The sequence below is a fragment of the Mesorhizobium jarvisii genome, from assembly GCF_003601985.1.
Lineage (GTDB): Bacteria > Pseudomonadota > Alphaproteobacteria > Rhizobiales > Rhizobiaceae > Mesorhizobium > Mesorhizobium jarvisii.
Window position 1 is genome coordinate 357,844 of the sequence record NZ_QZXA01000001.1, and the last position, 22,564, is coordinate 380,407.

The 22,564-nt window shown below is 63.9% G+C and carries 20 protein-coding genes and 1 riboswitch; of the genes, 9 read left to right on the forward strand and 11 right to left on the reverse strand.

Annotated features, from left to right (window positions below):
- Nucleotides 1–21: 21 nt before the first annotated feature.
- Complete coding sequence (locus D3242_RS01800; protein ID WP_064983227.1) at nt 22–1,662, reverse strand: acyl-CoA synthetase; 1,641 nt, start codon at nt 1,660–1,662, stop codon at nt 22–24.
- A gap of 204 nt (nt 1,663–1,866) precedes the next feature.
- On the opposite strand from D3242_RS01800, the gene D3242_RS01805 reads away from it, so the two are divergent.
- A complete protein-coding gene (locus tag D3242_RS01805) occupies nt 1,867–2,832 on the forward strand; it encodes a sugar-binding transcriptional regulator (protein WP_064983228.1) in 966 nt (321 codons plus the stop codon).
- An 87-nt stretch (nt 2,833–2,919) separates the two neighbouring features.
- Nucleotides 2,920–4,974 (forward strand): bifunctional aldolase/short-chain dehydrogenase, encoded by a 2,055-nt coding sequence (locus D3242_RS01810; RefSeq protein ID WP_064983230.1) that lies wholly within the window; start codon nt 2,920–2,922, stop codon nt 4,972–4,974.
- Nucleotides 4,975–5,040: 66 nt separating this feature from the next.
- Here the strand turns inward: D3242_RS01810 and D3242_RS01815 are convergent, their stop codons facing one another.
- The 3 genes from D3242_RS01815 to D3242_RS01825 all read right to left on the reverse strand — a co-directional run bounded on the left by D3242_RS01815 (nt 5,041) and on the right by D3242_RS01825 (nt 8,729).
- Complete coding sequence (locus tag D3242_RS01815) at nt 5,041–6,093, reverse strand: substrate-binding domain-containing protein (RefSeq protein WP_064983231.1); 1,053 nt, start codon at nt 6,091–6,093, stop codon at nt 5,041–5,043.
- A gap of 47 nt (nt 6,094–6,140) precedes the next feature.
- Nucleotides 6,141–7,136 carry an ABC transporter permease gene (locus D3242_RS01820; RefSeq protein WP_019856842.1) on the reverse strand — a complete coding sequence of 332 codons (996 nt, stop codon included), beginning with the start codon at nt 7,134–7,136 and terminating at the stop codon, nt 6,141–6,143.
- Between the two features lie 81 nt (nt 7,137–7,217).
- Nucleotides 7,218–8,729 (reverse strand): sugar ABC transporter ATP-binding protein, encoded by a 1,512-nt coding sequence (locus D3242_RS01825; RefSeq protein WP_027046590.1) that lies wholly within the window; start codon nt 8,727–8,729, stop codon nt 7,218–7,220.
- A gap of 137 nt (nt 8,730–8,866) precedes the next feature.
- On the opposite strand from D3242_RS01825, the gene mtnK reads away from it, so the two are divergent.
- The gene (gene mtnK, locus D3242_RS01830) at nt 8,867–10,141 is read left to right on the forward strand and encodes an S-methyl-5-thioribose kinase (RefSeq protein ID WP_064983233.1); all 1,275 of its coding nucleotides are present in this window, start codon (nt 8,867–8,869) and stop codon (nt 10,139–10,141) included.
- Complete coding sequence (gene mtnA, locus D3242_RS01835; RefSeq protein ID WP_038645256.1) at nt 10,138–11,232, forward strand: S-methyl-5-thioribose-1-phosphate isomerase; 1,095 nt, start codon at nt 10,138–10,140, stop codon at nt 11,230–11,232. Before mtnK ends, mtnA begins: the two co-directional genes overlap by 4 nt.
- A gap of 12 nt (nt 11,233–11,244) precedes the next feature.
- Here the strand turns inward: mtnA and D3242_RS01840 are convergent, their stop codons facing one another.
- Nucleotides 11,245–11,784 (reverse strand): Lrp/AsnC family transcriptional regulator, encoded by a 540-nt coding sequence (locus D3242_RS01840; protein WP_027046589.1) that lies wholly within the window; start codon nt 11,782–11,784, stop codon nt 11,245–11,247.
- A gap of 48 nt (nt 11,785–11,832) precedes the next feature.
- Between D3242_RS01840 and D3242_RS01845 the strand changes: the two genes are divergently transcribed.
- The 4 genes from D3242_RS01845 to dhaL all read left to right on the forward strand — a co-directional run bounded on the left by D3242_RS01845 (nt 11,833) and on the right by dhaL (nt 15,543).
- Nucleotides 11,833–13,008 carry an MFS transporter gene (locus tag D3242_RS01845; protein WP_064983235.1) on the forward strand — a complete coding sequence of 392 codons (1,176 nt, stop codon included), beginning with the start codon at nt 11,833–11,835 and terminating at the stop codon, nt 13,006–13,008.
- A gap of 101 nt (nt 13,009–13,109) precedes the next feature.
- Nucleotides 13,110–13,258, forward strand: a riboswitch (FMN riboswitch).
- Between the two features lie 77 nt (nt 13,259–13,335).
- Entirely contained in the window at nt 13,336–13,809 is a 474-nt protein-coding gene (locus tag D3242_RS01850) for a 6,7-dimethyl-8-ribityllumazine synthase (RefSeq protein ID WP_064983236.1), read from the forward strand.
- A gap of 69 nt (nt 13,810–13,878) precedes the next feature.
- Complete coding sequence (locus tag D3242_RS01855) at nt 13,879–14,892, forward strand: dihydroxyacetone kinase subunit DhaK (protein WP_171880401.1); 1,014 nt, start codon at nt 13,879–13,881, stop codon at nt 14,890–14,892.
- 15 nt (nt 14,893–14,907) lie between these two features.
- Nucleotides 14,908–15,543, forward strand: coding sequence for a dihydroxyacetone kinase subunit DhaL (gene dhaL, locus D3242_RS01860; RefSeq protein ID WP_064983238.1), 636 nt, complete (start codon nt 14,908–14,910; stop codon nt 15,541–15,543).
- Here dhaL and derI read toward each other — a convergent pair.
- The 3 genes from derI to D3242_RS01875 are packed head-to-tail and all read right to left on the reverse strand — an operon-like array spanning nt 15,540 to nt 17,588.
- Nucleotides 15,540–15,983, reverse strand: coding sequence for a D-erythrulose-4-phosphate isomerase (gene derI / locus D3242_RS01865; RefSeq protein WP_019856833.1), 444 nt, complete (start codon nt 15,981–15,983; stop codon nt 15,540–15,542). The genes dhaL and derI overlap by 4 nt on opposite strands.
- Before the next feature lie 27 nt (nt 15,984–16,010).
- Nucleotides 16,011–16,769, reverse strand: coding sequence for a triose-phosphate isomerase (locus tag D3242_RS01870; RefSeq protein ID WP_019856832.1), 759 nt, complete (start codon nt 16,767–16,769; stop codon nt 16,011–16,013).
- 48 nt (nt 16,770–16,817) lie between these two features.
- Nucleotides 16,818–17,588 carry a DeoR/GlpR family DNA-binding transcription regulator gene (locus D3242_RS01875; RefSeq protein ID WP_027046586.1) on the reverse strand — a complete coding sequence of 257 codons (771 nt, stop codon included), beginning with the start codon at nt 17,586–17,588 and terminating at the stop codon, nt 16,818–16,820.
- A gap of 274 nt (nt 17,589–17,862) precedes the next feature.
- Between D3242_RS01875 and fba the strand changes: the two genes are divergently transcribed.
- Nucleotides 17,863–18,927, forward strand: a complete 1,065-nt coding sequence (gene fba / locus D3242_RS01880; protein ID WP_064983240.1) for a class II fructose-bisphosphate aldolase — start codon at nt 17,863–17,865, stop codon at nt 18,925–18,927.
- Nucleotides 18,928–18,989: 62 nt separating this feature from the next.
- On the opposite strand, the gene D3242_RS01885 is transcribed toward fba, so the two are convergent.
- Genes D3242_RS01885 through D3242_RS01895 form a run of 3 tightly spaced genes read right to left on the reverse strand, consistent with a single transcriptional unit; the run spans nt 18,990 to nt 22,556 of the window.
- Nucleotides 18,990–19,931: a sugar phosphate isomerase/epimerase family protein gene (locus D3242_RS01885; RefSeq protein ID WP_064983242.1), complete on the reverse strand. Its 942-nt coding sequence runs from the start codon at nt 19,929–19,931 to the stop codon at nt 18,990–18,992.
- Between the two features lie 49 nt (nt 19,932–19,980).
- The gene (locus D3242_RS01890) at nt 19,981–21,039 is read right to left on the reverse strand and encodes a class II aldolase/adducin family protein (protein ID WP_032920996.1); all 1,059 of its coding nucleotides are present in this window, start codon (nt 21,037–21,039) and stop codon (nt 19,981–19,983) included.
- On the reverse strand, nt 21,039–22,556 hold the full coding sequence (locus D3242_RS01895; protein WP_064983243.1) for a glycerol-3-phosphate dehydrogenase: 1,518 nt from the start codon (nt 22,554–22,556) through the stop codon (nt 21,039–21,041). Before D3242_RS01895 ends, D3242_RS01890 begins: the two co-directional genes overlap by 1 nt.
- Nucleotides 22,557–22,564: the final 8 nt, after the last annotated feature.

Consider the following 22,564-nt stretch of genomic DNA (forward strand, 5'->3'; position numbering starts at 1 on the left):
TTTGAAGAAGCCGCCGGCGCTTCAGGCGAGTTTGGCCATTTCCCGCAGCCGGAATTTCTGGATCTTGCCGGTCGAGGTCTTTGGAATCTCGGCGAAAATCACCGCCTTCGGCACTTTGAAGCGGGCAAGCAGCGAACGGCAGTGCTCGATGATCTCGGCCTCGGTCGCCGTCTTGCCGGGCTTCAGCTCGACATAGGCAACCGGTACTTCGCCCCATTTGTCGTCATGGCGCGCCACAACGCCGCAGGAGGCGACGGACGGGTGCTTGTAGAGCGCATCCTCGACCTCGATCGAGGAAATGTTCTCGCCACCCGAAATGATGATGTCCTTGGAACGATCCTTGAGCTGGATGTAGCCATCGGGATGCATGACGCCGAGATCGCCGGAATGGAACCAGCCACCGGCGAAGGCTTCGTCGCTCGCCTTGCGGTTCTTGAGATAGCCCTTCATGACGATATTGCCGCGGAACATGACCTCGCCGATGGTTTCGCCGTCGGCCGGCGTCGCCTGCATCGTCTCGGGATCCATGACGGTCAGGCCTTCGAGCGCGGCATAGCGCACGCCCTGCCTTGCCTTCTTGGCGCTGCGCTCGCCCTTGGCAAGATCGTCCCATTCGCCGTGCCATTCGTTGACCACGGCCGGGCCATAGGTCTCGGTCAGGCCATAGAGATGGGTGACGGCAAAACCGGCATCGGCCATGCCCGACAGCACGGCTTCTGGCGGCGGCGCGGCCGCGGTGTTGAAGGTCACCGTCTGCGCGAACGTGCGCTTATCCTCATCCTTGGCATTGATCAGCACCGACATGACGACCGGCGCGCCGCAGAGATGGGTGACGCCGTTATCGGCGATAGCATCGTAGATCGGCTTCGGCCGCACCCAGCGAAGGCAGACATGGGTGCCGGCCTGGACGGCCAGCGTCCATGGAAAGCACCAGCCATTGCAGTGGAACATCGGCAGCGTCCAGAGATAGACGGCGTGCTTGGCCATGCCGGCATGGATGGTGTTGGTGTAGGCCATCAGGGCGGCGCCGCGATGGTGATAGACGACGCCCTTCGGATTGCCCGTCGTGCCCGAGGTGTAGTTGAGCGAGATGGCGTCCCATTCATCGTCGGGCATCGACCAGGCGAAATCCTCATCGCCGCCGGCGACAAAATCCTCATAGTCGAGCGCGCCAATCCGCTCACCCTTCGGATAGGGGGCGTCGGCGGCGTAGTCGGGATCGTCATAGTCAATGACCAGCGGCTTGACCTTGGCCAGATCGAGCGCCTGCCGGACGACGCCGGAGAATTCGCGGTCGACGATCAGCACCTTGGTCTCGGCATGGTCGAGCTGGAATGCGATGACCGCGGCGTCGAGGCGGGTGTTGAGCGAATGCAGAACCGCCTTGGTCATCGGCACGCCGAAATGCGTCTCCAGCATTGGCGGCGTGTTGGACAGCATCACGGTGACCGTGTCGCCCTTGCCGATGCCGTGCTTTTGCAGCGCCGAGGCGAGCTTCAGCGAGCGGCGCCAGAAATCGCGGTAGCTGATGCGCTGGCGGCCGTGGATGATGGCTATGTGGTCGGGATACGTCCTTGCCGCGCGCTCCAGATAGGTGAGCGGCGTCAGCGGCTGGTGGTTGGCCGCGTTCCTGTCGAGATCCTGTTCGTAAGGATTGCCCATCCCGTCCTCCCCAAAAAGTCCTTTTCGAGCTTTCTAACCTTAGGGCTCTCGTCAAGCCATCCCCCTGAATGGCCGAAAATGCTATGCTGTCCTGGCTTTGTAGAACGACCATCCCGGATGCGTTTTGTTTAGAGGCGATCGCACTCACGCATGCCAATTTGACTTTTGTCGAGAGCCGTGACTAATGTCAGCCGAGGAGGCGGCATGGCGATCCGACCGGCAGAACAACTCATTCACAAAGCCGCCTGGCTCTACTATGCGCATGGCCTGCGGCAGGACCAGGTTGCAAGCCAGCTTAACATTTCGCGTGCTTCGGTGGCCATGTATCTGCGCAAGGCGCGCGAGACCGGCATCGTCAACATCTCGACCTCGACCCAGTTGTTCACCGACGACGTGATGGCGCGCAGGCTCGAGGACGCCTTGAAACTCGACGCGGTCTGGATCGCGCCGGAGAACGGCCATATCCCGGACCCGTCGACTGATATCGCCGTGCTGGCGGCGAGCGTCTTTCTCGAACTGGTCAAGAAGGGCGACCGCATCGGCGTCGCCTGGGGCCGCACCGTCTATACGATCGCCGACATCATGTCCTATGCCGACCTGCAGGATGTCACGGTGGTGCAGCTCTGCGGCAATCTCGGCGCGCCCTACTCCTATCGGCCCGACCAGTGCACCATGGAGATCGCGCGGCGCCTCAACGCCAAGGGGCTTAATTTCTATGCGCCGCTGGTGCTGTCGACGGAAGAGCTGGCGCGTGCGCTGCGCGCCGAGCCGGTGATCCGCGAACAACTGGCCGGCATCAGCGATTGCAACCTCGCGCTTTTCTCCGTCGGCACCGTCGATGCAGACAGCCACGTCGTCAAATGCGGCGCGCTCAACCCGGACGAAATGGCCGCGCTGCGCGGTATCGGCGCCGCCGGCGTGATCGCCGGACAGATCATCGACGCCAAGGGCGAGGCGCTCGACTGCAGCTATAACCGCCGGGTCATTTCGGCTGACCTCGCCTCGCTGCGCGCCATCGAAAAACGCCTGATGGTGGTGCAGGAGGACAGCAAGTTCGAGCCATTGCTGGCGGCGCTCGCCGGCCGGCTTTGCACGCATCTAGTGGTCGGCGCGCATATGGCGCAGCGGCTGCTCGATCATGCCGGAGCGGCACCACAAAACGCATCCTGAAAAAGCAACCCTTCGCCGGCGCATTGTCATCAAGGCGTCGCGGCATTCCTGTTTCACCACCCAAGACAGCAACTGGACGAAGCGAACATGAAGAATTTGTGGAACGACGACACGGCCGAGAAACTCGTCGCCGACTATGCGAAAAAGGGTGTCGGCCGCGACCTCGCGCTGCGCGTCTACACGACGCGGCTGCTGGGCGGCGTGCCACAGCTGGTCCTGCATGGCGGCGGCAATACGTCCTGCAAGATCAAGGCGACCGATCTCGTCGGCGATGAATGGGATGTGCTGTGCGTCAAGGGCAGCGGCTGGGATATGGCCGTCATCGAGCCGCAGGGCCTGCCGGCGGTCAAGATGCGCGCCCTGCTCAAGGCGCGCGCGCTGGACAAGCTCGCCGATGAGGACATGGTGGCGCTGCAGCGGGCGAACCTCATCGACCCCTCCTCGCCCAACCCCTCGGTCGAGACGCTGCTGCATGCCTTCCTGCCGCACAAATTCGTCGATCACACCCATTCGACCGCCATCCTGGCTATCGTCGACCAGGAAGATTCGAAGCCGTTGGTGAAGACGGTGTTCGGCAGCAAGATGGGCTATGTGCCCTACATCATGCCGGGCTTCGACCTCGCCAAGGCGGCGGCCGACGTCTTCGATGCCGACCCGACGGTGGAAGGACTGATCCTCGACAAGCACGGCATCTTCACCTTCGGCGACGATGCCAAACAGGCCTATGACCGGATGATCCACTATGTGAACGTCGCCGAGGAGTACGTCGCTGAGAATGCTAAGCCGAAGGCTGCCAAAGCAGCGTTGCCGGCAAAGCTCGCGACCCCGGCTTCCATTGCCCCGATGCTGCGCGGCGCCGTTGCGGTGGCGCGCGGCGAAGGCCGCTTCGATCGCATGATCTCCGACTTCCGCACCTCCGACGCGATCGTCGATTTCATCAATTCGGCCGCCATCGCCGACTATGCCGGACGCGGCGTGTCGACACCGGATCTGTCGATCCGCATCAAGACCGGACCGATGGCGGTGCCCGCGCCAGACGCCGACAAGGTTGGCGACTACAAGGGCGTCATCAAGAGCCATGTTGACGCTTTCGCCAAGGAGTACCGCGCCTATTTCGAGACCAATGACGCACTCGACGACGTCAAGCGCACCATGCTCGACCCGATGCCGCGGCTGACGCTGGTGCCGGGGCTCGGCATGTTCGGCCACGGCCGCACGCTGAAGGATGCCAGGATCGCCTCCGATGTCGGCGAGATGTGGATCGAGGCGGTGCGCGGCGCCGAAGCCGTCGGCCGTTTCCATCCGCTGTCCAAGGCCGATTTGTTCCCGCTCGAATACTGGTCGCTCGAACAGGCCAAGCTTGCCTCCAACAAGCCGAAGCCGCTGACCGGCCAGGTGGTGCTGATCACCGGCGGCGCCGGCGCGATCGGGGCTGCGACGGCAAAATTGTTCGCCGACAATGGTGCCCATGCGGTCGTCGTCGATCTCGATGCCGAAAAGGCCGCTGAAGCCGCCAAGAAAGCCGGCAACAATTCGATCGGTGTAGGCGCCGACATCACCGACCCGGTCCAGGTGCGGGCCGCTTTCGACAAAGCGGTCGCAGTCTTCGGCGGCGTCGACATCCTGGTCTCCAATGCGGGCGCGGCCTGGGAAGGCCGGATCGGCGAGCTCGACGATGCGCTGCTGCGCAAGAGTTTCGAACTCAATTTCTTCGCCCATCAGTCGGTGGCGCAGAACGCCGTGCGCATCATGCTCGAACAAGGCACCGGCGGTGTGCTTCTGTTCAACACCTCCAAGCAGGCGGTCAATCCCGGTCCGAAATTCGGCGCCTATGGCGTGCCGAAGGCGGCGACATTGTTCCTGTCCCGGCAATATGCGCTCGACTACGGCACCCATGGCATCCGCTCGAACGCCGTCAACGCCGACCGTATTCGCTCCGGCCTTTTGACCGACGCCATGATCGCCAGCCGCTCCGGCGCGCGCGGAGTGTCGGAGAAGGAATACATGTCCGGCAACCTGCTTGGCCAGGAAGTGACGGCGCAGGATGTGGCGCAGGCCTTCCTGCATCACGCGCTTGCCGAACGCACCACCGCCGACGTGACGACGGTCGACGGCGGCAACATCGCGGCGGCGCTGCGATAGGCTTTCCAGCAGACAACAAAAAGGGCGGCTCGCAGGCCGCCCTTTTCATATGCGCTATGACGCCACCTACTTCGCGTTCGGGTTCGGCATCCAGGCCGGCATGGCGACATCGGCATGGGCGAACTGCGGCAGCTTGGCCGACAGGTCTTCCATGTTCTTGATGTCCTTGTCGATCAGTTCCTTCTGGGTGATCAGCGTCGGCGGCACGATGACGTTGTGGCCGGGATCTTCACCGGCGAGCAGTTGCGCCAGAGCGCGCACCGAGACCTGGCCGACGACGGCCGGGTTGGTCGCCGCGGTCGCCGCCCAGGCGCTATCGGGCTCGCGCATCGCCGATATATCCGATGTCGAGATGTCGGCCGAATAGATCTTGATGCCCTTGTTCAGGCCGGCCTCGTCGACGGCGATCTTCACGCCCTTGGCGAATTCATCATAGGGGGCGAACATCACCTTGATGTCGGGATGGGCCGACAGCACCGAGCGCGCCTGGTTGGCGACGGAGTTGGCGATCGGGTTGTCGAGCGTGCCGAACATCGCGACTTCCTTGATGCCGGCATATTTCTTCTTCACGTCGACCCAGGTCTCGTTGCGGCGGTCGAGCGGCGCGATACCGGCGATGTAGACATAGCCGGCATTCCAGCTATCACCATTGTCCTTCACCGCCTGCTCGAGCGCGAGACGGGCAAGGTCTTTATCCGATTGTTCGATCTGCGGGATCTTGGGGTTTTCGACATTGACATCGAATGCCACCACCTTGATGCCGGCGTCGACCGCGCGCTGGGCCGCATCCTTCATCGATTCCGTCAGGCCGTGCTGAATGATGATACCCTGCACGCCAAGCGCGATGGCCTGGTCGACCATATCGGACTGAAGGGCGGCATCCTGGCGGCTGTCGAGCACGCGCAGGTCGATGCCAAGCGCCTTGGACTGCGCCTCGACGCCCGAGAGATAGGCCTGGAAGAAGTCGCCGGTCGAGAGATAGCGCACCAGCGCGATCTTGACGCCGGGCTTGTCGAACGGCGCCGGCTTGTCCGCGGCAAAAGCCGGGACCTGCATCAGCATGGTTGCGCCGGCCAGCCCGAGCGCCACCTTCCCCAGAAGTCTTCTCGTGATGTTCACCTTGTTTCCTCCACTCTTGTTGAACCCAAAATCCTGTCCGGTCGAGACTACCCCCTGCCCCTGCCCGAAAGGGCAAAGGTGAAGACAAGGGCGACGACCAGAACCACGCCCTTGACAAAATCCTGCGTGTAGTAAGGCGCGTTCATCATCGTCAGGCCTTGCAGCAGGATGCCGACGAACAGCGCGCCGACGGCCGTGCCGAAGGCGTTCGGCTTGGCGGCACCGAGCACCGCGTAGCCGATCAGCGCCGCGGCAACCGCATCGAGCAGCAGATTATTACCCGAGGCGATGTCGCCGCGTCCAAGCCGGGCGGCGAGCAAAATGCCGCCGATCGAGGCAAAAACTCCTGAAATAACGTAGGCCCAGATCTTGTATGCCTTGACAGGCGCACCGGCGAGTTCGGCGGCACGCTCGTTGGAGCCGACCGCGTACATCATGCGGCCGAACCGGGTGTATTCGAGGAAGAACCAGATCAGCAGGGCCAGCACCAGCAGCACCACCACCGACACCGGAATGAGGTTCGGGATGAAGAAGTCGAAGCGGTGGCGGCCGAGCGCCAGGAAAGCGTCGCCGAACTTGCCATTGGCGACCGAACCGTCTGGCATGGTCATGCCGGTGGCGATCGAGCGGCCTTCGGTCGGGATGCGCTGCAGGCCGACCAGCAGGAACATCATGCCGAGCGTCGCCAAAAGATCGGGCACGCGCATATAGACGATCAGCCAGCCGTTGATCAGCCCGACAATAGCACCGATGAGCAGGCAGACAACGACCGCCACGACGGCGTTCTGCTCCAACACCACCATGACATAGGCAGCCGCCATCATGGCCGATGTGGCGACCGAGCCGATCGACAGGTCGAAGCCGCCGACGACCAGCGTGGCGGTGACGCCGAGCGCCAGCACGCCGGTGATGGCGACCGACTGGAAGATGAAGACGGCACTTTGCGGCGAGACAAACCCATCGGCGGCGATCGCGAAATAGGCGACGAGCCCGAACAACAGGACGATAAACCCATAGCGTATGGCGTGGTCGCGCAGCGTCATTCAGCGCACCCGCGCGACGCAGCCATTCCTATCCAACTCGGACGCATAGTCTCTCCATTCCAATTCTAGCCGCTGCCACGCTCAGGCGGCGCTGTGCAGCGGCCCGCCGGCAACCTCGGCCAGCAGGCGATCGAGATCGACTTCGGCGTTGCGGTGTTCGCCGACGATTGTGTGTTCCGACATCACCAGGATGCGGTCGGCCGTCTCCAGCGCCTCGTCGAGTTCGGTGACGAACAAGAGCGTCGCGCGGCCATTGGCGCTTGCTCTCAGCTTGGCGGCAATGTCGCGCCTGGCCGAGATGTCGACGCCCTGAAAGGGCTCGTCGAGGATGAACAGCGCGGCATTCTGCGCCATCCAGCGGGCAACCATGACCTTCTGCTGGTTGCCGCCTGACAATGCCGACATTTCGTCTTTCTCGGAACGGCAGACGATGCTGAGTTCCTCGATCTGCCGGCGCGCGGTGGCGCGTTCGAGGCGGCGCTTGAGCACGCCAAGAGTCGACATGCGCTTGAGGAAAGGCAGGCTGACATTGCGCTCGATGTTGAAGCCGCTGACGATGCCGCTGGTGGCGCGATCCTTGGCGACGAGGAACACGCCGGCGGCGATCGCATCGCCGGCCGATCGCGGCGCATAGGGCTTGCCGTTCATCGTCATGGTGCCGGTCAGCGGCTTGCGCACGCCGAACAGCGTCTCGGCAAGTGCTGTCTTGCCGACGCCGACGAGGCCGGTGATGGCGACGACCTCGCCATCGCCAAGCGTCAGCGAAATCGGCCTGGCGCCTAGCCCGATGCGCAGGCCTTCGACCGTCAGGACCGGCTTGGCCGAACTCCTGGCAACGATCTGGTCGAGATGGATCTTGCGGCCGAGCATGGCATTGACCGCGCCTTCATAGTCGAGCGGTTTGGTGTCGAAGGCACCTGAAATGACGCCGTCGCGCATCGAGACGATGCGGTCGGCAAGCCGCCTGATGTCCGACATGCGGTGTGAGATGTAGAGGATCGCCACGCCTTGCTCGCGCAGCCTGTCGACCAGCGCGAACAGCCGGTCGGCCTCGGCGCTGGAGAGCGAGGAGGTCGGCTCGTCAAGGATCAGCACTTTCGGCTGATGCGCCAAGGCCCGCGCGATCGCCACCATCTGGCGATCGGCCAGCGAAAGGTCGTTGACGCGGGCCTTGAGATCGATAGCCAACCCCATGCGGTCGGCGACGGCCTTGGCCTCGCGGCGCACGCGGGCCGGATTGAACAGCGTCGGCACGCCCTTGCCGCTCAGCCTGTCGAGTGTGAGGTTTGTGGCGACGTCGAGGTCGGCGACCACACCGTCATTGATGTTCTGGTGCACGGTGACAACACCGGCGCGGATCGCCTCCGCCGGCGTGTTCGGCGCAAAATCCTGGTCCGCGAGGGTCATCGTGCCGCCGCCGCGTTCGTAGACGCCGCTGATGATCTTGACGAGGGTGGATTTGCCGGCGCCATTGGCGCCCATCAGCACGGTGACTTGGCCGGAATGCAGCTCGAGCGAGATGCCGCCAAGCACCTCGTTACGGCCAAAGGATTTCCTCAGTCCCTCTACACGGAACACGGCATTGCCGACCATGCGTTCCTCCCTGACCATGACGCTATGGGCTACATCGGCAATTGTCAACACGATTGACAATTGCCAGATCGCTTCCTAGCTTGGCCCCGCCGTCAAGGCTCCCTTATGATCGGAGCGCACAGGCGGGAGGGACACGAATGACCGGAAAATCGCCGTTCGAAGCACTGTCGGTGGAGACGCTTGCAACGCGCCTCGGCACGAACGAGGCGCTGTGCGCCAAGATCGGCAGGGACACGACACAGTGGAAGGTCCGCGAGGTCGGCGACGGCAATCTCAACCTCGTCTTCATCGTCGAGGGCGCCGGCGGCGCGGCGGTGGTCAAGCAGGCCCTGCCCTATGTCCGCCTGGTCGGCGACAGCTGGCCGCTGCCGCTGAAGCGCTCCTTCTTCGAGTATCACGCGCTGACAAGGCAAGAGGCGCGCGCGCCGGGCTCGGTGCCGGCGATCTATCATTTCGATGAAGGCCAGGCGCTGATCATCATGGAGTATCTGGCGCCGCCACACATCATTCTCAGGCGCGCCCTGATCGACGGGCGCCAGTTGCCCAACATCGCCAGGGATATCGGCCTGTTCATGGCCCGTACGCTGTTTCGCGGTTCCGACCTGTCGATGGTGACCAAGGATCGCAAGGCCGATCTCGCGCTGTTCGCCGACAATGTCGAGCTCTGCGACATCACCGAGAACCTGGTGTTTTCCGATCCCTATTTCGACGCCAAGATGAACCGCCATACGTCGCCGCAGCTCGACGGCATCGTCGCCGAACTGCGCGCTGATCGCGACCTCAAGGTCGAGGCGCAGCGGCTGAAGCACATTTTCGCCGCCAATGCCGAGACATTGCTGCATGGCGACCTGCATTCCGGCTCGATCATGGTCACCGACACGGAGACCCGGATGATCGATCCGGAGTTCGCCTTCTACGGACCGATGGCCTTCGATGTCGGCATGCTGCTCGCCAATTTCTGGATGTCGTTCTTCTCGCAACACGGACATGAGGAGAAGGGCAAGCGCGATGCGATGCGCGTCTATCTGCTTGGGGTCACCGCAGAGACATGGGCGGTGTTCCGCGCCGAATTCTCGCATCTGTGGCGCAGCGAGCGCACCGGCATGCTCTACCAAAAAAGCCTGTTCGAGGATCAGGGCGACAGGCTGGGTGCCGAACAGGCGCTCGACCATATGCTGCACCAGATCTGGACCGATCTGCTCGGCTTTGCCGGCATCGAGGTGCACAGGCGCATCCTCGGCCTCGCCCACAATGCCGATTTCGAGACCATTGCCGATGAAGAGCTTCGCGCCAGTTGCGAGGCAAAGGCGCTGAAATTCGGCCGTCACATCGCCGTCAACCGGCGCCAGATACACAGCATCGACGAGGTCAACACCCTGGCCGCGCTGATCGAACAGGAGAGCAGCATTTGAACGTCGGCGACCGCCACTACCGCACCATCTGGCTGAGCGACGACGGCCGTTCGGTCGAGATCATCGACCAGCGCTGGCTGCCACATGATTTCCGCATCGAGACGATCGGCACGGTTGCCGGAATCGCCACCGCCATCCGCGACATGTGGGTGCGCGGCGCGCCGCTGATCGGCGTCACCGCGGCTTACGGCGTCGCCATGCAGATGGCGGATGATCCGTCCGACGCAGCGCTCGATGCCGTGTGGGAGACGCTGCACGAGACGCGTCCGACGGCGATCAATCTGCGCTGGGCGCTGGACGAGATGCGGCGCTTCCTCAAGCCGCTGCCAACGCAACAACGCGCCGCGGCCGCCTATCGGCGCGCCGCCGAGATCGCCGACGAGGATGTCGGACTGAACCGCGCCATCGGCGAGAACGGTCTCGCCATCATCAAGGCGATCGCGGCGCGCAAGCAGCCGGGCGAAACGGTCAATATCCTGACCCACTGCAATGCCGGCTGGCTGGCGACCGTCGATTACGGCACTGCCACCGCGCCGATCTATCTGGCAACGGAAGCCGGCATCCCGGTCCACGTCTATGTCGATGAGACCCGGCCGCGCAACCAAGGCGCCCAGCTCACCGCCTGGGAGATGGCCGGCCACGGCGTTCCGCACACGCTGATCGTCGACAATGCCGGCGGCCATCTGATGCAGCGCGGCGCGATCGACATGGTCATCGTCGGCACCGACCGCACCACCGCCGACGGCGATGTCTGCAACAAGATCGGCACCTATCTGAAAGCGCTCGCCGCCGCCGACAATGACGTGCCGTTCTATGTCGCGCTGCCCTCGCCGACCATCGACTGGACGGTGCATGACGGGCTCGAGGAGATCCCTATCGAGCAGCGTTCGGCCGACGAGGTCTCGCTGGTCTGGGGCAAGACCGCCAGCGGCGAGATCGCCCAGGTACGCATCTCGCCCGAAGCGACGCCGGCCGCCAACCCGGCCTTCGACGTGACCCCTGCACGGCTAGTGACCGGGCTCATCACCGAGCGCGGCATCGCCAAGGCCTCGCGCGAGGGCCTGAAGGCAATGTTCCCCGAACGGGCATAGCGCCGAACCCGGCTAGTACAACGGCTTGCTCATGTGCCCCGGCGTCGGCCATGTGTCGGTGATGCCGGGCTGCACCGGACGCTCGAGATAGGTCGACAGCACCACATAGCTGCGCGTCGAGGTGACGCCGGGCGTTTCGTAGAGGCGAGCAAGCAGGCCTTCCAGCGCCCTCGTATCTTCCGTGCGGACCTTCAACAGCATGCAGGTATCGCCGGCGACGGTGTGGATCTCCTCGACTTCCGGATATTGCGAAACCGCCATCAGCTCCGGGGTCTTGCCCCAGCCCCTGGTGTCGATATGCACGAAGGCGAGCAGCGGCTTCTTCACCGCTTTGGGGTCGATGATCGCTGCCGTGCCGCGAATGGCGCCGCTGCGCCGAAGGCGTTTGACCCGTTCATGCGCGGCTGGCGGCGAAAGCCCGACCCGATCGCCGAGTTCGGCATAGCTGACAGTCGCGTCGTCGACGAGAACACCTAATATTTTTCGGTCAATCGCATCGATATCGCGGGGCGCAGGCCTGTTCTGCAGAACGCCATCTGTTTCTTCATCCATGTCGACAATCCTGATTGCCACGGAATTTAATACGGCCATTATGATGATATGTCGAACAGCAATCAAGCCACAGTCCTGGCAGCAGACGCCAGGCCGCCGATCCCAGCCCTCGCTTATCTGTTGACCGGCTGCATCGCCGTGATCGGATCGAATTCGCTGGTGCTGGGGCCCATAGCTCCGGCGGTGGCCTTGTCCTTCGAAAGCAGCGTCCCGACCGTCATGGTCGCGGCGGCTGCTTTTGGCCTCGGAACCTCGGCGAGCGCCCTGTTCCTTGCCCGCTACATCGACCGGCTCGGCGCCCGCCGGATGCTGCAAGGAGCGTTGCTGTTGCTGGCCATTGCCCTCGTTGCCAGCGCGGCAGCACCGACGGTGATGATGCTTGTCGCGGCGCAACTCATCGCCGGCATCGCCGCCGGCGTCGCCATGCCGGCGATCTATGCGAGTTCAGCGGCGATCGCGCCGCCCGGCCGCGAAAGCGGCACCATCGGCGTCGTGCTGACCGGATGGACGCTCAGCATGGTGGCCGGCGTCTCGCTCTCGGCCGTGCTTGCCGATCTCGTGCATTGGCGCGCCGTTTTCGCCGCCGTCGCGGTGCTGGCAATGCTGGCGTTGGCCAGCCTCACCATGACGTCATTGAGCGACATCAGGAAGAGCGGCCCGGCACCGACGCCGCTGGCGGCACTCGGCATTCCCGGCATTGTGCCGCTTCTCATCGCCTGCGCGGCCTTCATGACCGCGTTCTATGGCGTCTATGGCTATCTCGGCGACCACCTGCACAGCGGACTTGGCAAATCGGTGAGCGCCAATGGCTGGGCCGCGCTCGCCTACGGCATCGGCTTCGGCACGGCTGCCCTCCTCGACGGCTTGATCGATCGCCTGGGCGCCCGTCGCGTCATGCCGTTCGCCTATCTTCTTGTCGCCGCCGTCTATGTCGCCATTGCCGCGACGAGCGACAGTTTCGGCCTGACGCTGGCCATGGTGGCTATCTGGGGGCTTGCCAATCATTTCGGGCTGAATGTCCTGGTGATGCGCCTCTCGGCGCTCGACCCCTCGCGGCGCGGCACGATCATGGGCCTGAACAGCGCGGTGACCTATCTGGCGGTCTTCATCGGTACCACCGGCTTCGGGCCGATCTATTCCAGCTTCGGCTTTGCCGTCTGCGCGATGGTTGCGGCGCTGCTGATGCTGGTTGCCGTAGCGGCGACTGCGTGGCGCACGCGATAGGGCGGTTCTTTTACGGAATTGTTCCAGTTGACAGAACGTGATTGGCCACCGGCCCGTCGCTCGGTTGACAGCGGCACCCCTGCCCTTCAATACAAGCCCGTTAATGTTCTCAGGGCGGGGTGAAAATCCCCACCGGCGGTAATGGTTTCGGCCAAGCCCGCGAGCGCTTTCCGAAAAGAAATCGGAAAGGTCAGCAGATCCGGTGTGATTCCGGAGCCGACGGTTACAGTCCGGATGAAAGAGAACGAAACGGAAAACGGACCGCTCCGGCGGGACGAATTCCGTATCGTGCGTCCTGATTCTGGCTCGAAACGGAAGGATGGACCCATGAATCAGCATTCCCACAAAGACTATGAAACTGTTCGCATCGCCGTCATCCGCGCGCGCTGGCACGCCGACATCGTCGATCAGTGCGTCAACGCCTTCGTGGCGGAACTGGCCGAAATCGGAGGCGATCGCTTCGCCGTCGATGTCTTCGACGTGCCTGGCGCCTACGAAATCCCGCTGCATGCCAAGACCCTGGCGCAGACCGGCCGCTATGCCGCGATCCTCGGCACGGCCTTCGTCGTCAATGGCGGCATCTACCGGCATGAATTCGTCGCCAGCGCCGTCATCGACGGCATGATGAACGCGCAGCTATCAACCGGCGTTCCGGTGCTTTCGGCGGTGCTGACGCCGCACAATTATCACGACAGCGCCGAGCACCATCGCTTCTTCTTCGAGCACTTCACCGTCAAGGGCAAGGAAGCGGCCAGGGCCTGCGTGGAAATTCTCGCCGCGCGGGAAAAGATCGCGGCATGAAATCTTCCCGGCCGGGTGGAAATCGCGATAACACCCGGTAGTATTTGCGAAATACCGAGTTCGGGGAGGATGCCGGTGCAGACCAAGAAGATCATCAATGACGGCAATCGCGCCGTCGACGAAATGCTTGAAGGGATCCTCGCCGCGCATCCTCGCCACCTCAGGAGCGCTGACGGCAGTCCGCGCTCGATCATCGCCCGCGACGGGCCGCGGCCCGGCAAGGTCGGGCTGGTGATCGGCGGCGGCTCGGGCCATGAGCCGACCTTTCTCGGCTTTGTCGGCAAGGGATTGGCGGATGCGGCGGCCATCGGCAACGTCTTTGCCTCGCCGCCGCCCGATCCGATCCTCGAATGCGCCAAGGCAGTCAGCGGCGGCGCCGGCGTCTTGTTCATGTACGGCAACTATGCCGGCGACGTGATGAATTTCGACATGGCGGCCGAGATGGCAGCGATGGATGACATCGAGGCGCGCACCGTCCTGACCACCGACGACGTCGCCTCGGCGCCGCGCGACCAGCGGCAGAAGCGCCGTGGCGTCGCTGGCAATTTCTTCATCTTCAAGGCGGCCGGTGCGGCCTGCGACCGGATGCTCTCCCTGGACGAGGTGGAGCGCATCGCCCGCAAGGCCAACGACCACACCTTCACCATGGGCGTGGCGCTGTCGGCCTGCTCGCTGCCGCAGACAAGGCGGCCGAATTTCGAGATCGGCGCGGACGAAATGGAGATCGGCATGGGCATCCATGGCGAACCCGGCATCGCCCGCGGCAAGCTCGGGACCGCCGACGCGATCACCGACGAGATGCTGGACAAGATTTTCGCCGAGATGGCGCCCAAGCGCGGCGACAAGGTTGCTGTGCTGGTCAATTCGCTCGGCTCGACGCCACTGATGGAGCTCTACATCATGAACCGGCGGGTCAAGCAGCGGCTCGACGATATCGGTGTTTCCACCCACGCGACCTGGGTCGGCAATTACTGCACGTCACTGGAAATGGCCGGCGCCTCGGTAACGCTTTTTCATCTCGACGAGGAATTGCAGACCATGCTCGATCACCCCTGCGACTGCGCCATGTTCCGTGCCGGCTGACGAAAGAGCAAAACCGTGACCATCGACACCGCTGACCTGAAAAGAATGTTCGATACGATCGCGGTGGCGATCGAGGCCGACAAGGACCGGCTCTGCCAGCTCGACGGCGTCATTGGCGACGCCGATCACGGCATCGCCATGGCGCTCGGCTTCAACGCTGTGCGCGATGCGCTGGCCTCGCTCGACCTTGCGGCGACCGAGCCGACGGCGCTGCTCAACACGGCGGCGAAATCATTCCTCAATGCCGTCGGCGCTTCCTCGGGCCCGCTGTATGCGACGGCCTTCATGCGCGGCGGCGCCGCCGTCAAGGGCAAGGCGACGCTGGCGGACGCGGACTTCATCGCCCTGTTCCAGGCCATGGCACAGGGCATCAAGGATCGCGGCAAGGCCGAACCGGGCGAAAAGACGATGGTCGATGCCTGGCAACCGGCGGCCGAAGCGGCCGCCGCGGCCAGTGCAGCCGGCAAGACCTTGGCTCAGTGTCTCGAGGCGGCCCTGGCAGCCGCCGAGCGTGGGGCGGAAGCAACCAAGGACATGATCGCCGCCAAGGGCCGCTCCTCGCGGCTCGGCGAGCGATCGCTCGGGCATATCGACCCCGGCGGGGCATCGGCCGTCACCGTGATCGGCGCGATACGCAAGAGCCTGAGCTAACGTTTCGCCGCCGCGTCGAGCCTGTTGATCGCCTGGACGTTGCCGGCCGAGGGCCCTTGTTCGTCGAACTCGGAGGCCAGCCACGTATCGACGATCGCCTTGGCCAGTTCCGGGCCGATGACGCGGGCGCCCATGGTGATGATCTGCGCGTTGTTGGATTTCGCCGCGCGCTCGGCCGAATAGGTGTCGTGGGTGAGCGCGGCGCGGATGCCCGGCACCTTGTTGGCCGAGATCGAGACACCGATGCCGGTGCCGCAGAACAGGATGCCGCGATCGTTCTCGCCGTCGATGATGGTCTGGGCGAGTTTTTGCGACAGGTCGGCATAATAGCCGGCCTGGCTGAGATCGCTGACCGTCAGGCCGGATTTGGTGGCAAGGTGCGCGGCGATGACATCGAGCAGCGGCTTGCCGGCGCTGTCGGCTCCAATGGCTATTTTCATGTTTTTCCCTTTCGTGTCCGGATGGTTTCAGATCGCCGCCGAGGCGCGGCCGAGAATGTCGATGTAGCCGTCCGCCTGCCAGGCGGAACGGCCGATGAAGAGGCCGTCTATATTGGGCTGGCCGACCAGCTCGGCGGCATTGCCGGGATTGACGCTGCCGCCATAAAGCACCGGCGGCACCGACGGCAGCAGGGCGCCGGCCACTGTCTTGATTAATGCCTGCTGCTTGTCGGCATAGTCGGCGCTGGCCGGAATGCCCTTGTCGCCGATCGCCCAGACCGGCTCGTAGGCGAAGAGGATTTTCCCGCCCTTCGCCTCGCCTTCAAGGAATTGCAGCGCGCCCTCGACCTGGGCGCTCAGCACGGCATCGGCCTGCCCGCTTTCGCGCTCGGCCAGCGTCTCGCCGACACAGATCAACGGTATCAGTCCGTGCTTCACGGCGGCCGCCGTTTTCAGGCCAACCGTGCGGTCGGTCTCGCCGAAATGCTCGCGCCGTTCGCTGTGGCCGAGTTCGACCAGATCGAGCCCGCAATCCCTCAACATCAGCGGCGAGATCTCGCCGGTCCAGGCCCCGGCGTCGGCCCAATGCATATTCTGGGCACCGACCTTGATGTGCGTCGACGACAGCGCCTGCTTGACCTCGCGCACCGCCGTGAAGGGCGGGATGACGAAAGGCTGGATGCGGTCATCGAAACCGGGAATGAAACCGGCCAGGCGCTGCGCGAAATCCAGCGCCTCGGCGAGCGTCTTGTTCATCTTCCAGCTTGTACCGACCCAGTAAACCACGCGTACTGCTCCTTAACTTTGCTGATCACGATCCGCCGATTTCCGGCATCATGATCCCTTGTCGATCACCGTCAGCGAAACGCCGGCGGCATCCAGCACCGCGCGCACGCCCGGCTCGGGCGCCCGGCCGGTGAAGACCGCGTCGAATGCGCTGAGATCCGTCAGGAAATGCAGCGCCGTGCGGCCGAACTTGCCGTGGTCGACCAGCAGATATTTGCGGGTCGCCGCCACCATCATCAGCCGCTTGGCCTGTACCACCTCCTGATCCTGGTGGAAGGCGGAAGCGCCATGGATGGCCGAAGACGACAGGAAGGCGACGTCGGCGCGCAGCGATTTGAGCGAGGCCTCGGCCAGCAGGCCGAAGAAGCCGTGGAACTTCTTGCTGTATTGGCCGCCGAGCGCGATCAGGTTGATCCCTCCGGCGCCGGCCAGTTCCTGGATGACGGCCAGATTGTTGGAGATCACCGTCAGCGGCCGCAGGTCGGCGAGATGGCGCGCAATGCCGCCCGCCGTCGAGCCGTCATCGATGATCACCGTCTGGCCAGGTTCGATCATGGCCACGGCAGCCGCGGCCAGACGCTGCTTTTCCTCGGTCGCCTGCTTCTGCCGGTAGCGGAAGTCGCTTTCGAACAGGCTGCTCGGCTGGATCGAAGCACCGCCGCGCACCTTGCGCAGGAAACCGCTTTCCTCGAGCTCGTCGAGGTCGCGATGCACGGTCATCTTCGAGACGCCAAAGCGCAAAGCGAGATCGTCGACGCCGGCCTGACCGGCGTCCATCAGAAACTCCATAATGCCTTGCCGCCTGATGTCGCTTTTCATTGCCGCTGACCGCCCACGCCCGAAGCGCGGCTCCTTGATCGAGCGCAAGATATAACAGCTTCCGCCGCAAAAGTATCAAATATTTTGTGATAATGGGATAAATTCGTGGGATATTCCGTTTGCTCTGATCGCGGCTCTGTAACAAGAATTGCTGCCGCGACGGGCTGTGACGGTTGCGGTTGCGCGGAAATCCGGCCAGAAGCATCGGTGGGCTGGACGATGCGCGGACAGTCCGCAACCACCAGGTTTGAAACCAGATACGGGAGACTATTCGTTGGCTCGCATCACATTGAGACAATTGCTCGATCACGCCGCCGAACACGGCTATGGCGTGCCGGCCTTCAACATGAACAACATGGAACAGGGCCTCGCCATCATGGAGGCGGCGGAAGAGACCAAATCGCCTGTCATCCTGCAGGCAAGCCGCGGTGCGCGTGCCTATGCCAATGACGTGGTGCTGGCCAAGCTGATCGACGCGCTGGTCGAGATCCATCCCGACATCCCGGTCTGCATGCATCTCGACCACGGCAACAACGAAGCCACCTGCGTCACCGCGATCCAGTACGGCTTCACCTCGGTTATGATGGACGGCTCGCTCAAGGAAGACGGCAAGTCGCCGGCCGACTACGCCTACAATTCCGGCATCACCAAGCGCGTCGTCGACATGGCGCATTGGGGTGGCGTGTCTGTCGAAGGCGAGATCGGCGTGCTGGGATCGCTGGAGAGCGGCGGCGGCGAGCAGGAGGACGGCCACGGCGTCGAAGGCGCGATCAGCCACGACCAGTTGCTCACCGACCCGGTGCAGGCCGAACAGTTCGTGCGCGACACCCATGTCGATGCGCTGGCGGTGGCGATGGGCACCAGCCACGGCGCCTACAAATTCTCGCGCAAGCCGGACGGCGCGGTGCTGGCGATGAACGTCATCGAGGAGATCCATCGCCGCCTGCCGAACATGCATCTGGTCATGCACGGTTCGTCCTCGGTGCCGGAGGAATTGCAGGAGATCATCAACAAATATGGCGGCCAGATGAAGCCGACCTGGGGCGTGCCGGTGGAAGAGATCCAGCGCGGCATCAAGCACGGCGTGCGCAAGATCAACATCGATACCGACAACCGCATGGCGCTGACCGGTGCGATCCGCAAGGTGCTGACGGAAAACCCGAGCGAGTTCGATCCGCGCAAATATCTGACGCCGGCAATGGCGGCGATGCGCAAGCTTTGCAAGGAGCGCTTCGAGCAGTTCGGCACCGCCGGCAACGCACCCAAGATCAAGCCGCTGCCGGTCTCGGAAATGGCCAAGCGCTACAAGTCTGGCAGCCTCGATCCGAAATTCGGTTGAATTCTGGCTACTTCAATCTGCTGAGTTCATCGGGCAGGAGCCGCATCGGCCCCTGCCCGTTTCTATTCGGCCTTTGGCAGAAGATCGGACCTGCCTGTCTCGATGAACGGCGCCCAGTAGTCGACGGACTCGCGGATCATGGCGACCACCTGATGGTCGACCGGCTCGCGCTCGCGGAATGACAGTTCGAGGCAGATCTCGTTGTCGGTGCCGCCGCCGCGCCGCACCGTGTCCAGCAGCCTTTCAGGCGTGATGCGGCCATCCCTGTTGTAGGCTGATGTGAACGGCCAATGGCCGCCCTTGTTCATCGACGACTGCTTGATGTGGATGATCGGCGATTTCCTGGGAAAGGCTTCGGCCCAGGCATAGGGATCGATGTCGGCCGGATTGCTTGAGGTGACGTCGCCATGGTCGATGTCGACCATCATCTCCAGCGGAATGGCCATGCCGGCGACGTCGATAGCACCGTGCAGCATCCTGCAATTCTCGATGGTGTGGCCGAATTCGCGGCCAACCGACATCGGTTCCCAGAACAGATAGGTCAGGCCGGCCGCACGGGCATGCTCTGCGACCTCGCGCCAGCAATCCAGCGCGATGTCGAACAACCGCGCGCGGCGCTCGGGGTCGTCGAAGTCGCGATGGGTGAAGATGGCGAATTGCGTGCCCATGCCACTGGCGCCAAGCTCGGCCGAGATGTCGGCAAAGGTCTTGAACCAGTCGACATAGTAGCGGCGCACATCGGCATCGGGATGGCCGAAATGATTGAGCCGGCCGTAAGGACCGGTCATGCCGGACGTGACACGCACGCCGGTGCGGGCGAGCGCGCCGCGAAACAGGCGGACGAATTTGACGATCGTCGCCGCCGGCCAGCCGGGATTGACGAACTCATGCGTGAGCTGCACGTCCCTTATGCCGATGTCATAGGCGATGGTGTCGATCAGGTCGTCAGGATCGGCGAAGCGATTGACCAGCGGATTGGTGTTGAGGGAGAGCGTGAAGGCCAAGGTCGCTATCCCTCCCCGACACAAAGCAAGACACTGGAGCGGAATGCCGTCATTGCAGCGTCGTCCCTTCGCGGTTGAGTTGCTGGCGGTATTTCTCGGCGTCCCAGTTCAGCAGGTCGGCATTCTCCTTCGGGCTGAGATAATTTACGCGCGCAACGCCATCGACGCGCGCGACGACGTCGGCCAGGCAGCGCGCCATCGCTTCGGCGCCGGCATTGGCATCCCGGCGCATCAGCACGCCCTTGCCGGGAAAGAGGATGGATGTCGGCGCGGCTGCATTGCGGGCGACGACCGCCGCCGCGTTCTCGCCAGGGCCGGCGATCACCGAGCCGATACCGAGGAAGATGACATGATCCGGATAGAGGCTGCCGGAGGCGGCGATACGGCAACTGGCGAGGTCGGTCGCAACGGCATGCGCGGCGGTCGAGGCCGGCAGCCGGTAGTCGCTGCCGGAGGCGAGCCTCAGCAGCGCATCGAGATCGGGGGGCGGAGCCGGGCGCGGCGGCCGCGCGAGCAGCCCGGTCACCCGTTGCAGCAGCAAGGCTGCTTCGGCGACCGTATCGGCGGCGACCACCAGGCCGTGATTGCCAAGCACGAGCACGTTGGTCGCGGGCTTCAGCCGCTCGGCGATTGCCTGCGCCAGCGGTAGGCCGGGCCGGCGATAGGGTACGAAGGCCCAGTCGAGGCCGCGCAGGCGCCCTTCCAGCAAGGCTTCGGCATTGGCCTGCACGGCGATCGAGATCGTCTCGACGCAATGGACGTGGACCACGATCTTCTGCGGCAGCAGCGCATGCACCGTCGTCTCGATGGAGGGCCGCAACTGGCGAGGGTTGAGGTCCGCCAGCGTGAACTGCCCCGCGGCCTCCGCCGCCGGGCTGCGATGCGCCACGGCATCGAGCAACGGCGCCAGCGCGACCGGCACCATGATCTCATCGTCGCGCGCGTTCTTCAGCCAGGTGCCCGAGGCCTTTATCCACAGCACGCCGGACTGCTTGATGGAGGTGTTGCCGCCAGCGCCCTGAACCAGCAACGGGTCGGCACCGATGCGGGCGGACAAGGAGCGCAGCATGCGGAATTCACTGGCGCCGGTATCGACGGGATGGACCATCAGCCTGCCCTCGCCAGCCGGTTCGCACACCAATGCTCGAAGGCCGCCCTTTCCTCGGCGGACAGATGCAGGCCGTGCTTGGTGCGACGCTCGAGAATATCGGCTGACGTCACGGCCCATTCCCGGTCGAAGAGATAGGCGGCCTCGCGCTCGAAGAAATCCTTGCCGAAGCAGCGCCCGAGCTCATCGAGCGAACGCGCCGCGCCAACCAAAGCCCGTGTCCTGGTGCCGTAGAGCCGGCCATAATTCTTCAGCAGAGACGCCGGCATCCAGGGATATTCACCTGCGAGGTCGCCGAGAAACTGTTCGAAATCGGCATTGGCGATATCGCCGCCGGGCAGATGCGCTTTCGCGGTCCAGGGCTTGCCCATATGGGGAAAGAACGGCGCGATCCTGTCCAGCGCATGTTCGGCCAGTTTGCGGAAGGTGGTGATCTTGCCGCCGAAGACGGAGAGCAGCGGCGCCTGCGCATCCGGCGCGTCGAGCTCGAAAATATAGTCGCGGGTCACAGCACTTGGGTTGTCGGCATTGTCGTCATAAAGCGGCCTGACGCCGGAGAACGAATAGACGACATCGCCGCGTGCCAGGCCGCGCTTGAAATAGCGGTTGACCACCTTGATCAGGTAGTCGATCTCGCTCTCATCCGCCGCCACGTCCTCGGGGCGGCCCTCATAAGGGATATCTGTGGTGCCGATCAGAGCGAGATCGTTCTGATAGGGGTTGATGAAGATCACGCGCTTGTCGCTGTTCTGGATGAGATAGGCCTGCCGCCCCTCCCAGAATTTCGGCACGACGATGTGACTGCCCTTGACCAGGCGTACGTTGCGCCTGGAGTTCTGGCCGGCAACGCGGTTGACGATGTCATTGACCCAGGGGCCGGCGGCATTGATCAGCGCACGCGCCCGAACCACCGTCCTGATGCCCGTCCTGCCGTCCTGCATCTCGACAACCCACAGGCCGTTCTCGCGGCGGACGGCGGTGCAGGCGGTGCGGGTGAAAACCCTGGCGCCGCGCTCGGCGGCGTCGAGCGCATTGATGACGACGAGCCGGGCATCGTCGACCCAGCAGTCGGAATATTCGAAGCCGCGCCTGAAGGCATCCTTGATCGGCGCGCCCTCGGGCGCGGTGCGCAGGTTAAGCGTTCTAGTCGCCGGCAGCCGCTTGCGCCCGCCGAGATGGTCGTAGAGGAACAGGCCGAGCCGCACCAGCCAGGCCGGCCGGTCGTCAGGGCTGTGCGGCAGCACGAAGCGCATCGGCCAGATGATGTGCGGCGCCGATTCCAACAGCACCTCACGCTCGATCAGCGCCTCGCGCACCAGGCGGAACTCGTAATATTCGAGGTAGCGCAGGCCGCCATGGACGAGCTTGCCGGAGCGCGAGCTGGTGCCTTCGGCGAGATCGTCCTTTTCGCACAGGATGACGGAAAGGCCGCGGCCCGCTGCGTCGCGCGCGATGCCGGCGCCGTTGACGCCGCCGCCGATGACGAAGAGGTCGACGATTTCAGGGCCGCCGTTCATGTCGCAGT

What these genes read in the sequence shown, in the direction of transcription:
- D3242_RS01875 (WP_027046586.1), bottom strand. Translation starts at nt 17,588, where the DNA reads ATGAAAAGCGACATCAGGCGGCAAGGCATTATGGAGTTTCTGATGGAC.
- D3242_RS01890 (WP_032920996.1), bottom strand. Translation starts at nt 21,039, where the DNA reads ATGGTCCATCCCGTCGATACCGGCGCCAGTGAATTCCGCATGCTGCGC.
- D3242_RS01825 (WP_027046590.1), bottom strand. Translation starts at nt 8,729, where the DNA reads ATGGTCGGCAATGCCGTGTTCCGTGTAGAGGGACTGAGGAAATCCTTT.
- D3242_RS01810 (WP_064983230.1), top strand. Translation starts at nt 2,920, where the DNA reads ATGAAGAATTTGTGGAACGACGACACGGCCGAGAAACTCGTCGCCGAC.
- D3242_RS01820 (WP_019856842.1), bottom strand. Translation starts at nt 7,136, where the DNA reads ATGACGCTGCGCGACCACGCCATACGCTATGGGTTTATCGTCCTGTTG.
- mtnK (WP_064983233.1), top strand. Translation starts at nt 8,867, where the DNA reads ATGACCGGAAAATCGCCGTTCGAAGCACTGTCGGTGGAGACGCTTGCA.
- derI (WP_019856833.1), bottom strand. Translation starts at nt 15,983, where the DNA reads ATGAAAATAGCCATTGGAGCCGACAGCGCCGGCAAGCCGCTGCTCGAT.
- D3242_RS01855 (WP_171880401.1), top strand. Translation starts at nt 13,879, where the DNA reads ATGCCGGTGCAGACCAAGAAGATCATCAATGACGGCAATCGCGCCGTC.
- D3242_RS01850 (WP_064983236.1), top strand. Translation starts at nt 13,336, where the DNA reads ATGAATCAGCATTCCCACAAAGACTATGAAACTGTTCGCATCGCCGTC.
- D3242_RS01845 (WP_064983235.1), top strand. Translation starts at nt 11,833, where the DNA reads ATGTCGAACAGCAATCAAGCCACAGTCCTGGCAGCAGACGCCAGGCCG.
- D3242_RS01800 (WP_064983227.1), bottom strand. Translation starts at nt 1,662, where the DNA reads ATGGGCAATCCTTACGAACAGGATCTCGACAGGAACGCGGCCAACCAC.
- D3242_RS01805 (WP_064983228.1), top strand. Translation starts at nt 1,867, where the DNA reads ATGGCGATCCGACCGGCAGAACAACTCATTCACAAAGCCGCCTGGCTC.
- D3242_RS01895 (WP_064983243.1), bottom strand. Translation starts at nt 22,556, where the DNA reads ATGAACGGCGGCCCTGAAATCGTCGACCTCTTCGTCATCGGCGGCGGC.
- D3242_RS01840 (WP_027046589.1), bottom strand. Translation starts at nt 11,784, where the DNA reads ATGGATGAAGAAACAGATGGCGTTCTGCAGAACAGGCCTGCGCCCCGC.